We start from the raw sequence: 13,870 nt of genomic DNA, 5'->3' as shown, positions 1-13,870 counted from the left end.
GTCCATCATCGTGCGCTCAGCCGCGCAGGGTGGCGGCGGCCTTGTACGTCCGCAGCACGGGCGCCGTCTCGATCCGGGTGATGGCGTCGAGGGCGACCCGCCGGGTCAGGTAGTGGTGCAGGGCCTCGGCGTCCCGGCACAGGGCGTGCGCCACCAGGTTGGTGGGGCCGGTGGTGGCGGCCACGAGGGCGAGCTCGTCATGGCCGGCCAGGGCGGTGGCGACCTCGTCGAGGCGGCTCGGCGCGACCTGCATCCACAGCAGCGCGGAGACGGTGACGCCGAGCACGGCCGGCTCGATGTCGACGTCGAAGAACAGCGCGCCGCGCGCCCGCAGCGCGGTCAGCCGGCGGGCGACGGTGGCGGGCGTGGAACCGGTCGCGGCGGCCAGGTCCGCGTAGCCGGCCCGGGCGTCCGCGCGCAGCGCGCCGAGCAGCCGGCGGTCGGCGTCGGTGAGTTCGTGCGGACCGGTGTCCGCCGCCGGGACGGCCCCGGCGCGCAGCCGGCCCTCCTGCTCGGCGGAGAGGACGCCGAGCCGGCCGCGCCAGGGGGTGGGCCCGCCGAGATAGGTGTGCAGCAGATAGTGCGCGGAGACGGCGGTGACGCCGGCGGTGCGCGGGATGTCGCGCAGCAGCAGGGAGTGGGCGTCCGGGCCGCCGGGCGCGGCGTGGACGATCGCGACGATCTCGGTGCCGCCGGAGGTCAGCCGCACCCACGAGGTGTCGGCCCGGCGCGCGAGCGCGGCCGCCAGGTCGTGGGCGGTACGGGTGGCGGCCGTCAGCCGCAGGAACCACTGGTCCGTACGCGCGCTCCGCGGATCCGGCAGCGCGACCACCCGCAGCCCGGCCTCGGCGTGCAGCCGGCGGTAGCGGCGCGTGACGGTCTGGGTGGACGACCCGAGCACCTCGGCGATGAGCGTGAACGGGGCGCGGGCGTCGACGTGGAGGGCATGGATGAGACCGCGGTCGAGCTCGTCGGGGATGAGCATGTCCCGCACGGTAGCGGGTCGGGATGGAAGGAATCGCTGATCTGTCCGCGGAACATGGAACCGCGGCGGGTGGCGGGCTCACGGTGTGTCCATGCCACGACAGCCCATGCCCGACCCGACCGCACCCCGGCCGACGTCCGAGCGGACCGTGCCCCGGTCGGCGCCCGAGCGGACCGTGCCCCGGCCGACGCCCGCCGGCACTGCCCCGGACCCGACCTCCGCCTCTGCCCCCGCCCCCGCGCGGCCCCCCGCCCCGTACGCCGCCCGATGGACCGCCCTCGTCGCCCTGCTCCTGGCCGAGGCCATGAACCTGCTCGACGCCACGATCGTCCAGGTCGCCGGGCCCGTCATCCACGCCGACCTGGGCGGGGCCGCCGCCGCGATCCCCTGGTACAGCGCCGCCTACACCCTCGCCTTCGCCCTCGGGCTGCTCGCCGCCGCCCGGATCGGCGACATCGCGGGCCGCCGCCGCGTCTTCCGGATCGGCGTGACCGCCTTCGCCCTCGCCTCGCTGGCCTGCGCGCTCGCCCCGGGCACCGGTGTCCTCATCGGGATGCGGGCGGCGCAGGGCCTGGCCGCCGCGCTGATCATCCCGCAGACCCTCGGGCTCATACGGGCCATGTTCGACGGCGACGAACTCCCCAGGGCCCTGGGGACCATCGGGCCGGTGATGGGTCTGTCCGCCGTCCTCGGGCCGGTCCTGGGCGGTGTCCTCACGCACGCCGACGTCCTCGGCACCTCGTGGCGCGCGGTGTTCCTGGTCAACCTGCCGCTCGCCACCGCCGTCCTGGCCCTCGCCCCGAGGCTGCGCGAGGACCGGGCCCCCGTACGACCGCGTCTCGACCGCCTCGGCACCGCCCTGGCCATGACCGGCACCGCGCTGCTCGTCGTCCCGCTCGCGGCCGGCACGGGGGCGCCCGGTGCCGGAGCCTGGGCCGTCGCCGGGCTCGGCGCGCTCGTCCTGGCCGGGTTCGTCGCCCACCAGCGCCGTACGGCGGCCGCAGGCCGCACCCCGCTCGTCGAGCCCTCGCTGCTGCGGGGGCGGGCCTTCCCCGCCGCGCTCGCCACCTCCACGCTGTTCTTCGCCGTCATGAACGGCGTCATGATCACCGTGGTGCTGCAGCTGGAACTGGGCCTGGGGCGCGGGCCGCTGGCCGCCGGTCTCACCCTGCTGCCCTGGTCCGCGGGCCTCGCCGCCGGCTCCCTCGCCGCCGGCGGCCGGCTCGTCCCCCGGTACGGCGGGGCCCGCGTCCTGGTCGCCGGGCTCGTCACCCTCGCGGCCGCCCTGGCCGCCGCCGCGCTCGCTTACCGGGCCGCCCCGGCCGGCCAGTACCCCGTCGGCCTGCCGTTCGCGCTCGCCCTCGGCGGCGTCGGCGTGGGCCTCTTCACCGCGCCCTTCTTCACCCTGGCCCTCCGCCCGGTCTCCGACCAGGAGGCGGGCTCGGCCGCCGGCCTGCTCAACGCCGTCCAGCAGCTCGGCGGCACCCTCGGCGTCGCCGTCGTCGGCGGCGTCTACCTGACCGGCGCGGACGCCCTCCCGGCCCTGGGCACGGCGGCCGTCCTGCTCGCGGCGACCGCACCCGCGGCCTGGGCGATGCTGGCCCGGCCCCGTACCGCGAACCGAGGAGCCGGAAGCTGAGACGACCGAGGGGCCGCCCCCGTATGTGCGTACGGAAGCGACCCCTCGGACGGATGGGAGGCCCTTACAGGCCGTAGCGCTCGCGCGCCTCCTTCACGGCCGAGGCCGGGACCTCGCCGCGGCGGGCCAGCTGGGCCAGGGCCGCGACGACGATCGACTGGGCGTCGACGCCGAAGTGGCGGCGGGCCGCGTCGCGCGTGTCCGAGAGGCCGAAGCCGTCGGCGCCCAGCGAGGACCAGTCCTGCTCGACCCACTGCGCGATCTGGTCCGGGACCTGGCGCATGTAGTCGGAGACCGCGAGGACCGGGGACTCGATGCCCTCCAAGGCCTTGCGGATGTACGGCACCTGCTCCTCGCCGCGCAGGAGGGCCGCGTCGGCCTCCAGCGCGTCGCGGCGCAGCTCCGTCCAGGAGGTCGCGGACCACACGTCGGCGCCCACGCCCCACTCGGCGGCGAGCAGCCGCTGCGCCTCCAGGGCCCAGTGGATGGCCGTGCCGGAGGAGAGCAGCTGGATGCGCGAGGCGTTCGCGGGCAGGTCGAGACCGGCCGACTCCGCCGTATTGAAGCGGTAGAGGCCCTTGACGATGCCCTCGTCGATGCCGGACGGCTTGGCCGGCTGCGGCATGGGCTCGTTGTAGACGGTGAGGTAGTAGAAGACGTTCTGGTCCTCGCCCTCGGCGGCCTCGCCGTACATCCGGCGCAGTCCCTCCTTGACGATGACCGCGACCTCGTAGGCGAACGCCGGGTCGTACGTCAGGGCGGCCGGGTTGGTGGCCGCGATGACGGGGGAGTGGCCGTCGGCGTGCTGGAGGCCCTCACCGGTCAGGGTGGTGCGGCCGGCGGTGGCGCCGACGAGGAAGCCGCGGCCGAGCTGGTCGCCGAGCTGCCACATCTGGTCGGCGGTCCGCTGCCAGCCGAACATCGAGTAGAAGATGTAGAACGGGATCATCGCCTCACCGTGCGTGGAGTACGCGGTGGACGCGGCGATGAAGTCGGCCATCGAGCCGGCCTCGGTGATGCCCTCGTTCAGGATCTGGCCGTTGACGGCCTCCTTGTAGTACATCAGCTGGTCGCGGTCGACCGGCTCGTACGTCTGGCCCTTCGGCGAGTAGATGCCGAGCGACGGGAACAGCGACTCCATACCGAAGGTACGGGCCTCGTCCGGGACGATCGGGACCCAGCGCTTGCCGGTCTCCTTGTCGCGGATCAGGTCCTTCATCAGCCGCACGAACGCCATCGTCGTGGCCATCGACTGCGCGCCGGAGCCCTTGTCGAACGCCGCGAACGCCTTGTCGGCCGGGGCCGGCAGCGGGGCGAGCGGGTGGGTGCGGCGGGCCGGGGCCGGGCCGCCGAGGGCCGCGCGGCGCTCCTGGAGGTAGCGGACCTCGGGGGAGTCGGCGCCGGGGTGGCCGTACGGCACCTGTCCGTCGACGAACTGGGCGTCCGAGATGGGCAGCTCAAGAAGGTCACGCATGTTCTTGAACTCGTCCGTCGTCAGCTTCTTCATCTGGTGGTTCGCGTTCTTCGACGCGAAGCCCTCACCCAGGGTGAAGCCCTTGACGGTCTGCGCGAGGATGACCGTCGGCGCGCCCTTGAACTCCAGGGCGGCCTTGTACGCGGCGTACACCTTGCGCGGCTCGTGGCCACCGCGGGAGAGGTGGAAGCACTCGAGGATCTTGTCGTCGGACAGCAGCTGCGCCATCGCGACGAGCGCCGGGTCCTTGCCGAAGAAGTCCTGGCGGATGTAGGCGGCGTCGCGGGTCTGGTACGTCTGGACCTGCGCGTCCGGCACCTCGCGGAGGCGGCGGACGAGGGCGCCGGTGGTGTCGAGCGCGAACAGCTCGTCCCAGGCGTTGCCCCACAGCGACTTCACGACGTTCCAGCCGGCGCCGCGGAACTGGGCCTCCAGCTCCTGCACGATCTTGAAGTTGGCGCGGACCGGGCCGTCGAGGCGCTGCAGGTTGCAGTTGATGACGAAGGTCAGGTTGTCCAGACCCTCGCGGGCCGCCAGGGCGAGGGCCGCGGTCGACTCGGGCTCGTCCATCTCGCCGTCACCGAGGAACGCCCACACGTGCGAGGCGGAGACGTCCTTGATGGAGCGGTTGGTCAGGTAGCGGTTGAAGCGCGCCTGGTAGATCGCGGAGAGCGGGCCCAGACCCATGGAGACGGTGGGGAACTCCCACAGCCAGGGGAGGCGGCGCGGGTGCGGGTAGGAGGGCAGGCCGTTGCCGCCGGACTCCTGCCGGAAGTTGTCGAGGTGGGCCTCGTTCAGGCGCCCGTCGAGGAAGGCGCGGGCGTAGATGCCGGGGGAGGCGTGGCCCTGGATGTAGAGCTGGTCGCCGGAACCGTCGGCTTCCTTGCCCTTGAAGAAGTGGTTGAAGCCGGTCTCGTAGAGCCAGGCCGCGGAGGCGAAGGTGGCGATGTGGCCGCCGACGCCGTGCTTGGAGCCGCGGGTGACCATCGCGGCCGCGTTCCAGCGGTTCCACGCGGTGATCTTCCGCTCCATCTCCTCGTCGCCGCCGAACTCGGTGACCGAGGGCTCGGCGGAGGTGGGGATGGTGTTGACGTAGTCCGTCTCCAGGAGCTTCGGCAGGGCGAGGCCCGCGCCCTCGGCGTGCTGGAGGGTACGGCGCATCAGGTAGGCGGCCCGGTGGGGGCCGGCGGCCTTGGTGACGGCGTCCAGGGAGGCCGCCCACTCGGCGGTCTCCTCGGTGTCACGGTCCGGGAGCTGGTCGAGCTCGCTCGGAATCTTGCCTACGGGATCGGTCATGATCGCCGCCTTCCGGACAGATGGGGGTGGAGATAAGGGGGCCTTGTCTGGCAGGACAGGGCGAAGGGCCGGGTGACGGCCCGCCGAAGACTGTAAGCCGTCGATCGATGATCGATCAAAGCCTCATCAAGAAAAAGATGCCCGGAGCACCAAAGTCGGCACAGGGTGCCGCCGAGAAGGGCACCCGGTGCCTTGTTTTCGCAGGTAGAGCTGAAATCTGAGCCCGCTCTCGCACAAACGAGCGGGCCCGCCCGAAGGCGGACCCGCTCGTCCTCATATCTGCGTGTCTGGGTGTCTGGCCGGATCACGCCCTCGGCGCGCACCCCAGCACATGCGCCTTCACCAGGGCGCCGATGTTCGGGTCGCCCCGCCGGAAGGCCTCCACCAGCTCCTGGTGCTCCTCCGCGTACGACTTCTGGACCGTGCCCAGCCAGCGGATCGACAGGGCCGTGAAGACCTCGATGCCGAGCGTCTCCCAGGTGTGCAGCAGGACGCCGTTCCCGGCCGCCTTCACCAGCTCCCGGTGGAAGGCCACCGTGTGCCGGACCTGCGCCGTGCCGTCCATGGCCGCGTCCGCCTCGTACAGGGCCGCCACGTGCGGCTCAAGGGCCGAGCAGTCCGTCGCGAGCCGCCCGGCCGCCAGCTCGGCCGCGATCTGCTCCAGACCGGCCCGTACGGGGTAGCTCTCCTCCAGGTCGGCCGCGGTGAGGTTGCGCACCCGGACGCCCTTGTTGGGCGCGGACTCGATCAGCCGCAGCGACTCCAGCTCGCGCAGCGCCTCGCGGACGGGGGTCTGGGAGACCTCCAGCTCGGTCGCGATACGGCGCTCCACGATGCGCTCGCCCGGCTTCCAGCGGCCGCTGACGATCCCCTCCACGATGTGCTCGCGGATCTGCTCGCGCAGCGAGTGGACGACGGGGACGGTCATGAAGCGGCTCCTCGGGGAGTGTTGACACTTAGACAATACGGCGGCGCCCCCGTCCGGAAACACTTCTGGACGGGGGCGCCGCAGGTGAGGCTCGTTACGTTGCGCCTCGGGGAACTACGCGGAGGGCTGCTCAGAGACCGAGGTCGACCTCGAACTCGCCGGCCTCCAGGATCGCCTTGACGGCGGTCAGGTAGCGGGCCGCGTCGGCACCGTCCACCAGACGGTGGTCGTACGACAGCGTCAGGTAGGTCATGTCGCGGACGCCGATGACGGTGCCCTCGGCGGTCTCGATGACGGCCGGACGCTTGACCGTGGCGCCGATGCCCAGGATGGCGACCTGGTTCGGCGGGACGATGATCGTGTCGAACAGCGCACCGCGCGAACCGGTGTTGCTGATGGTGAAGGTCGCACCGGCCAGCTCGTCCGGCGTGATCTTGTTGCCGCGGACCTTGCTGGCCAGCTCGGCGGTGGCCTTGGAGATGCCGGCGATGTTGAGGTCGCCCGCACCCTTGATGACCGGGGTCATCAGGCCCTTCTCGGAGTCCACGGCGATGCCGATGTTCTCCGAGTCGAAGTACGTGATCGTGCCCTCGTCCTCGTTGATCCGGGCGTTGATGACCGGGTGGGCCTTCAGCGCCTGGGCCGCCGCCTTCACGAAGAACGGCATCGGGGAGAGCTTGACGCCCTCACGGGCGGCGAACGCGTCCTTCGCACGGGCGCGCAGCTTCATCAGCTTGGTGATGTCGACCTCGACGACCGAGGACAGCTGGGCCTGGCCGTGCAGCGCCTTCATCATGTTGTCGCCGATGACCTTGCGCATGCGGGTCATCTTGACCGTCTGGCCACGCAGCGGGGAGACCTCCAGGGCGGGGGTCTTCGGTGCGGCGGCGGCATGGCCTGCGGCAGTTACGGAGACGGGGGCGGCAGCGGCGGCCTTCTTGGCCTCGGCGGCCGCGAGGACGTCCTGCTTGCGGATGCGGCCGCCGACGCCGGAGCCCTTGACGGTCGCCAGGTCGACACCGTTCTCGGTGGCGAGCTTGCGGACCAGCGGGGTCACGTAGGCGCCGTCCTCGGCCGGAGCGGCGGCGGGGGCCGCCGGGACCGGGGTGACCACGGCCGGGGCGATCGACGGGGCGGCGGCGACCGGAGCCGGAGCGGCGACCGGGGCGGCGGGCGCGACCGGGGCCGGGGCGGCGACCGGAGCGGCCGGAGCCGGGGCGACCGGGGCAGCGGCGGCGGGGGCCGGCGCGGCCGGGGCAGCCGGAGCGGCGGCGGCCGGAGCGGCACCCGAGGCGCCGATGACGGCCAGCTTGGCGCCGACCTCGGCGGTCTCGTCCTCGGCGACGACGATCTCCAGGAGAACGCCGGAGGCCGGGGCGGGGATCTCGGTGTCGACCTTGTCCGTGGAGACCTCGAGCAGCGGCTCGTCGGCCTCGACGGTCTCGCCGACCGACTTCAGCCAGCGGGTGACGGTGCCCTCGGTGACGGACTCGCCGAGCGCCGGCAGGACGACGTCGGTGCCCTGGGCGGCACCGGCGGGGGCGGCGGCCGGAGCCTCGGCCACGGGGGCCGGGGCGGCCGGGGCCTCGGCGACGGGGGCCGGCTCGGCGACCGGGGCCGGAGCGGCCTCGGCGGCGGGGGCCGGGGCGGCCGCGGGGGCGCCGGTGCCGTCGTCGATGATGGCCAGCTCGGCGCCGACCTCGACCGTCTCGTCCTCGGCGACCTTGATGGAGGCCAGGATGCCCGAGGCGGGGGCGGGGATCTCGGTGTCGACCTTGTCGGTCGAGACCTCGAGCAGCGGCTCGTCGGCCTCGACACGCTCACCCTCGGCCTTGAGCCAGCGGGTGACGGTGCCCTCGGTGACGCTCTCGCCGAGCGCCGGCAGGGTTACGGAAACCGACATGGTTTCAGTTGCTCCTAACGAATTGCGGAAAGTGGTCGTCGCGCCCTGTGATGACGTGAGCGTCAGTCGTGGGAGTGCAGAGGCTTGCCGGCCAGGGCCAGGTGGGCCTCGCCGAGCGCCTCGTTCTGCGTCGGGTGGGCGTGGATGAGCTGCGCGACCTCGGCCGGCAGCGCCTCCCAGTTGTAGATCAGCTGCGCTTCGCCGACCTGCTCGCCCATGCGGTCACCGACCATGTGGACGCCGACCACGGCACCGTCCTTGACCTGGACGAGCTTGATCTCGCCCGCGGTCTTGAGGATCTTGCTCTTGCCGTTGCCCGCGAGGTTGTACTTCAGGGCGACGACCTTGTCCGCGCCGTAGATCTCCTTGGCCTTGGCCTCGGAGATGCCGACGGAGGCGACCTCGGGGTGGCAGTACGTCACCCGCGGCACGCCGTCGTAGTCGATCGGCACGGGCTTGAGGCCCGCGAGCCGCTCCGCGACGAGGATGCCCTCGGCGAAGCCGACGTGCGCGAGCTGGAGCGTCGGGACGAGGTCGCCCACGGCCGAGATCGTCGGCACGTTGGTGCGCATGTACTCGTCGACCAGGACGTAGCCGCGGTCCATCGCGACGCCCTGCTCCTCGTAACCGAGACCGGCGGAGACCGGGCCGCGGCCGATGGCGACCAGGAGCACCTCGGCCTCGAAGGTCTTGCCGTCGGCCAGGGTGACCTTGACGCCGCTGTCGGTGTACTCGGCGGACTGGAAGAAGGTGCCGAGGTTGAACTTGATGCCGCGCTTGCGGAACGCGCGCTCAAGAAGCTTCGAGCTGTTCTCGTCCTCGACGGGGACGAGGTGCTTCAGGCCCTCGATCACCGTGACGTCGGTGCCGAAGGACTTCCACGCGGAGGCGAACTCGACGCCGATGACGCCGCCGCCGAGGATGATCGCGGACTCCGGGACCCGGTCCAGGGTCAGCGCGTGGTCCGAGGAGATGATCCGGTTGCCGTCGATCTCCAGGCCCGGCAGGGACTTCGGCACGGAACCGGTGGCCAGCAGGATGTGGCGGCCCTCGACGCGACGGCCGTCCACGTCGACGGAGGTCGGGGAGGACAGGTGGCCGGTGCCCTCGATGTACGTCACCTTGCGGGAGGCGACGAGACCCTGCAGGCCCTTGTACAGGCCCGAGATCACGTCGTCCTTGTACTTGTGCACGGCCTTGATGTCGATGCCCTCGAAAGAGGCCTTGACACCGAACTGCTCCGCCTCGCGCGCCTGGTCGGCGACCTCGCCGGCGTGGAGCAGGGCCTTCGTCGGGATGCAGCCGTTGTGCAGGCAGGTGCCGCCGAGCTTGTTCTTCTCGATCAGTGCGACGTCCAGGCCCAGCTGCGCTCCGCGCAGCGCCGCGGCGTAACCGCCGCTACCGCCGCCGAGGATCACTAGGTCGAAAACGGTGCTGGCGTCGTTCGCCACGTCACGTCCTCCATGCATGTGCGCTCGTCGCCGGTCGTCGGTGACCTGGCGGCGGCTGGTGTCCGGCCGCTTTATTTCGGCCCTGTGGTGGGGGCCCTGTCCTGCCGAGAACCCATCTTCGCACTTGTTGACGGACGACGGGACGCGGGGCCGTGGTCTGAGACGGCCGATCGTCCGTACGGCCGGGTCACGGACGCGTACGAACCTACGGATTTCGTCGCGAGCGAACACGCACGAAGGCCCCGGTCCACTGACCGGGGCCTTCGGGGCGTACGGACTACAGCTCGCCGGCCGCCGTGCGCTCGGCCAGCTTCACCAGGGTGCGGACCGAGGAGCCGGTGCCGCCCTTCGGGGTGTAGCCGTACGGGGCGCCCTCGTGGAAGGCCGGGCCCGCGATGTCCAGGTGGGCCCAGGTGATGCCCTCGCCCACGAACTCCTGGAGGAAGAGACCGGCGACCAGGCCGCCGCCCATCCGGACGCCCATGTTCGCCATGTCGGCGGTGGGGGAGTCCATCGTCTTGCGCAGGTCGGCGGGGAGCGGCATCGGCCAGGACTGCTCGCCGACCTCCTCGGCGATCTCGTGGATCGCGGTCCGGAAGTCGTCGTCGTTGGCCATGATGCCGAAGGTGCGGTCGCCGAGCGCCAGGACCATGGCGCCGGTCAGGGTCGCCACGTCGACGATCGCGTCCGGGTGCTCCTCGGAGGCCTTGGTCAGCGCGTCGGCGAGGACGAGCCGGCCCTCGGCGTCGGTGTTCAGGACCTCGACGGTCTTGCCGCTGTACATGCGCAGCACGTCACCCGGGCGGGTGGCGGCGCCGGACGGCATGTTCTCCGCGAGGGCGAGCCAGCCGGTGACGTTGACCTCGAGGCCGAGGCGGGCCGCGGCGACGACGGAGGAGAACACGGCGGCGGCGCCGGCCATGTCGCACTTCATCGTCTCGTTGTGGCCGGCCGGCTTCAGGGAGATGCCGCCCGAGTCGTAGGTGATGCCCTTGCCGACCAGGGCGAGGGTCTTCTCCGCCTTCGGGTGCGTGTAGGCGACGCGGACCAGGCGCGGCGGGTTCACCGAGCCGTTGCCGACGCCCAGGATGCCGCCGAAGCCGCCCTTGGTGAGCGCCTTCTCGTCGAGGACCTGGACCTTGAGGCCGTACTCCTTGCCGGCGGCCTGCACGGCGGCGGCGAAGGTCGCCGGGTACAGGTCGTTCGGCGGCTGGTTGATCAGGTCGCGGGCGCGGTTGATCTCCTCGGCGACGGCCTGGGCGCGCTCCGCGGCGGCCTTGAAGGCCTTGTCGCGGGGCTTGGCGCCGAGCAGGGCCACCTCGGCGAGGGGCTTCTTCGCGTCCTTGCCGTTCTCCTGGTACGCGGTGTAGGAGTACGCGCCGAGCAGGGCGCCCTCGGCGATGGCGGCGGCGTCCTCGGCGGCGGCGATCGGCAGCGCGAACGCGGCCTTCTTCGAGCCGGTCAGGATGCGGGCGGCGACGCCGGCGGCGCGGCGCAGGATCTCCGCGTCGTAGGACTCGCCGTCCTCGGGGGCCGAACCCAGGCCGACGGCCAGGACGACGGGGGCCTTGAGACCGGCGGGGGCGGGCAGCTTCGTCGCCTCACCCTCGGCACCCGAGGCGCCCAGGGTCTCCAGGACGGCGGCGAGCCGGCCGTCGAAGGCCTTGTCGACGGCCTCGGCGCCCGGGGCGACGACCAGCGTCTTCCCGGACTTCGCGACGCCGACGACGAGGGCGTCGGCGCGCAGCGTCGCCGCGCCGGCAGTGCTGAGAGTGAGAGCAGTCACGGTGGTGAAATCTCGCTTCCATTGAGTTCTGTGGCGGTCGAGGGATGGGCCGACCGTGCCCGCCGCATCGTATTTCGGCCCGGGGAGCGCCGAGAACGAGCCTACGCTCGCTCACCCGGTTCGCTCACGGCGGCGTTGATTCACTCATCCGTGGTGTCTCTTTCATGTTTACCCTTCCGGCCTCCGTGGCCCGGTCACACTCGCCTCATTCACGCAAGGACGACACACCGTCCTTCGCCTCATCTGCGACATCTCCACGCGTCCCGCCGGTTCGGGCGGGGCCCGTCGAGGGGGGACACCCGCCATGGACTCCGACCGAATCCGTACGCCCAGAACCGCGCCGGGCGTCGCTCGCACCGCGTCCCGCACGGGCCGGATCGCGGCCCTCGCCGCCGCCGCGCTGCTCGCCACCGTCGTCCCCTCGGCGCAGGCGGTCGCCGAGACGGCGCCCCGCGTGGACCTCACCGTCCTCGTCGTCGACGACGGCGGCAGCGCGGTCGGCGCGATCACCGCGGAGCTCCAGAACTCCGGCGTCCCGTACCGCAGGATCGACTTCGGCGACCCGAACCGGCCCGTCCTCGACGCGGCCTTCCTCAGCGACACGGTCGACGGGCGGCCCCGCGCCAAGTACCAGGGCGTCGTCCTGCCCCACGAGAGCGTCTTCGGCCCGGACTCCGCCGAGCAGACCGCGCTCAAGGCGTACGAGCGGACCTTCGGGATCCCGCAGGTCGACGCCTACACCTGGTCGCACCCCGGCGTCGGCCTCGACTACACCGACCAGGGCGGCTGGTCCGGCGTCCTCGACGGGACCACCGCCGGCGTCACCGCCGCCGGACAGGCGGGTCCCTTCCGGTACCTCGCCGGGGCGCTCGCCTTCGAGGACAACGACCCCTCGATCGCCGAGAGTTACGGCTACGCCGGCCGCCCGCGGGCCGGCTACACCAGCTACCTCGACATGCCCGTCGAGGGCGGCGGCCGGGCCAGCCTCGTCGGGGAGTACGCCGCCGACGGGCGCCGCGAGCTCGTCGTCACCTTCGCCTACAACCGGTACCAGCGGCAGTTCCGCGCCCTCGCCCGCGGCATCGTCGACTGGCTCACCCAGGGCGTCCACCTCGGGCAGAGCCGCAACTACCTCTCCGTCCACGTCGACGACGTCTTCGCGCCCGACGCCCGCTGGGACCCCGCGCTCAACTGCACCCCCGGCGACTTCGACTGCGTCGGCGGCGGCGACGACGCCGTCAACCCGGTCCGCATGACGGCCGCCGACGCCCAGTACGCCGCCGCCTGGCAGAAGTCCTCCGGCTTCACGCTCGACATGGTCTACAACGGCGGCCAGGGCGAGCAGTGGAAGACCGAGCACGGCGGCACCGACCCGCTCACCGACCGGCTCGTCGCCGACCGCGCCCAGTACCGGTGGATCAACCACACCTACACCCACCCCTTCCTCGGCTGCGTCCAGGACAACACCGTCGTCCCCTGGCAGTGCGCCAAGGACACCGCCGGCACCACCCTCTGGGTCAGCCGCTCCGAGATCTCCGGCCAGATCCGCGACAACTACAACTGGGCCGCCGGCAAGGGCATCTCCGTCGACCGCTCCGAACTCGTCACCGGCGAGCACTCCGGCCTCAGGACCCTGCCCCAGCAGCCCGCCGACAATCCCGGCCTCGCCGCCGCCCTCGCCGACAACGGCGTGAAGTGGACCGCGAGCGACAACTCCCGCGAGCCGCAGCAGCGCCCCGTGGGCACCGGCGCCGCGAAGACCGTGCCCCGCTACCCCATGAACGTGTACTACAACGTGGGCACCGCCGCCGAGATGACCGACGAGTACAACTGGATCTACACCTCACGCGCCGACGGCGGCAGCGGCGTCTGCGAGTCCAACCCCGCCTCCACCTGCCTGCCCGCCCCGCTCCCCACGGCCACCGGCTACGCCGACCACATCGTGCCGCAGGAGGCCCGCACCGCCCTCTCCCACGTCCTCGGCAACGACCCCCGGCCGCACTACGTGCACCAGTCCAACCTCGCCGAGGAGCGGCTCCTCTACCCCGTCCTCGACCGCGTGCTCGCCGACTACCGGGCCCTGTTCGCGGCGAACACACCCCTGGTGAACCCGGCCCAGAAGGACGTCGGCACCGAACTGGCCCGCCGCACCGCCTGGGACCAGGCCGTCGCCGCCGGAAAGGTCACCGCCTACCGCATCGGCACCACGGTCACCGTCAAGGCGCCCTCCGGCGTCACCGTGCCCGTCACCGCCCCCGAGGGCACCCGCAAGCGGGCCCTCCTCGGCAGCACCGCCTTCGGCACCGCCTACGCCGGCACCCGCTCCGCCTGGACCACGCCCGACCTGCTCCAGACCGCCGTCACACTCACGCTCCCGACCGCCTGACCAGCACGTCCTGGGGGGACCC

8 protein-coding genes are annotated in these 13,870 nt (G+C 72.4%); 2 read left to right on the top strand and 6 right to left on the bottom strand.

Annotated features, from left to right (window positions below; all coding sequences use genetic code 11):
• Positions 1-16 precede the first annotated feature (16 nt).
• Positions 17-985 carry an Lrp/AsnC family transcriptional regulator gene (locus tag ACZ7HT_RS00150; protein ID WP_471158096.1) on the bottom strand — a complete coding sequence of 323 codons (969 nt, stop codon included), beginning with the start codon at positions 983-985 and terminating at the stop codon, positions 17-19.
• Between the two features lie 91 nt (positions 986-1,076).
• Between ACZ7HT_RS00150 and ACZ7HT_RS00145 the strand changes: the two genes are divergently transcribed.
• On the top strand, positions 1,077-2,624 hold the full coding sequence (locus tag ACZ7HT_RS00145) for an MFS transporter (RefSeq protein ID WP_471158094.1): 1,548 nt from the start codon (positions 1,077-1,079) through the stop codon (positions 2,622-2,624).
• A 64-nt stretch (positions 2,625-2,688) separates the two neighbouring features.
• Here ACZ7HT_RS00145 and aceE read toward each other — a convergent pair whose 3' ends face one another.
• From aceE to ACZ7HT_RS00120, 5 genes are all read right to left on the bottom strand, one after another.
• Complete coding sequence (gene aceE / locus ACZ7HT_RS00140; RefSeq protein WP_471158092.1) at positions 2,689-5,394, bottom strand: pyruvate dehydrogenase (acetyl-transferring), homodimeric type; 2,706 nt, start codon at positions 5,392-5,394, stop codon at positions 2,689-2,691.
• Positions 5,395-5,698: 304 nt separating this feature from the next.
• Positions 5,699-6,322 carry a GntR family transcriptional regulator gene (locus ACZ7HT_RS00135; RefSeq protein WP_359518192.1) on the bottom strand — a complete coding sequence of 208 codons (624 nt, stop codon included), beginning with the start codon at positions 6,320-6,322 and terminating at the stop codon, positions 5,699-5,701.
• A 130-nt stretch (positions 6,323-6,452) separates the two neighbouring features.
• Entirely contained in the window at positions 6,453-8,225 is a 1,773-nt protein-coding gene (gene sucB / locus ACZ7HT_RS00130; protein WP_471158090.1) for a 2-oxoglutarate dehydrogenase, E2 component, dihydrolipoamide succinyltransferase, read from the bottom strand.
• Positions 8,226-8,287: 62 nt separating this feature from the next.
• Complete coding sequence (gene lpdA / locus ACZ7HT_RS00125; RefSeq protein WP_471158088.1) at positions 8,288-9,676, bottom strand: dihydrolipoyl dehydrogenase; 1,389 nt, start codon at positions 9,674-9,676, stop codon at positions 8,288-8,290.
• 277 nt (positions 9,677-9,953) lie between these two features.
• Complete coding sequence (locus ACZ7HT_RS00120; protein ID WP_471158086.1) at positions 9,954-11,462, bottom strand: leucyl aminopeptidase; 1,509 nt, start codon at positions 11,460-11,462, stop codon at positions 9,954-9,956.
• Between the two features lie 304 nt (positions 11,463-11,766).
• On the opposite strand from ACZ7HT_RS00120, the gene ACZ7HT_RS00115 reads away from it, so the two are divergent.
• Complete coding sequence (locus tag ACZ7HT_RS00115; RefSeq protein ID WP_471158084.1) at positions 11,767-13,848, top strand: hypothetical protein; 2,082 nt, start codon at positions 11,767-11,769, stop codon at positions 13,846-13,848.
• The last annotated feature ends 22 nt before the right edge of the window (positions 13,849-13,870 follow it).

It is taken from the genome of Streptomyces sp. NPDC037410 (genome assembly GCF_055602235.1).
This window is presented reverse-complemented; position numbering and strand designations above follow the sequence as displayed.

Excerpts from the sequence above, each read along its gene's own strand:
- ACZ7HT_RS00150 (WP_471158096.1), bottom strand. The coding sequence starts at position 985 with ATGCTCATCCCCGACGAGCTCGACCGCGGTCTCATCCATGCCCTCCAC.
- ACZ7HT_RS00145 (WP_471158094.1), top strand. The coding sequence starts at position 1,077 with ATGCCACGACAGCCCATGCCCGACCCGACCGCACCCCGGCCGACGTCC.
- aceE (WP_471158092.1), bottom strand. The coding sequence starts at position 5,394 with ATGACCGATCCCGTAGGCAAGATTCCGAGCGAGCTCGACCAGCTCCCG.
- ACZ7HT_RS00135 (WP_359518192.1), bottom strand. The coding sequence starts at position 6,322 with ATGACCGTCCCCGTCGTCCACTCGCTGCGCGAGCAGATCCGCGAGCAC.
- sucB (WP_471158090.1), bottom strand. The coding sequence starts at position 8,225 with ATGTCGGTTTCCGTAACCCTGCCGGCGCTCGGCGAGAGCGTCACCGAG.
- ACZ7HT_RS00115 (WP_471158084.1), top strand. The coding sequence starts at position 11,767 with ATGGACTCCGACCGAATCCGTACGCCCAGAACCGCGCCGGGCGTCGCT.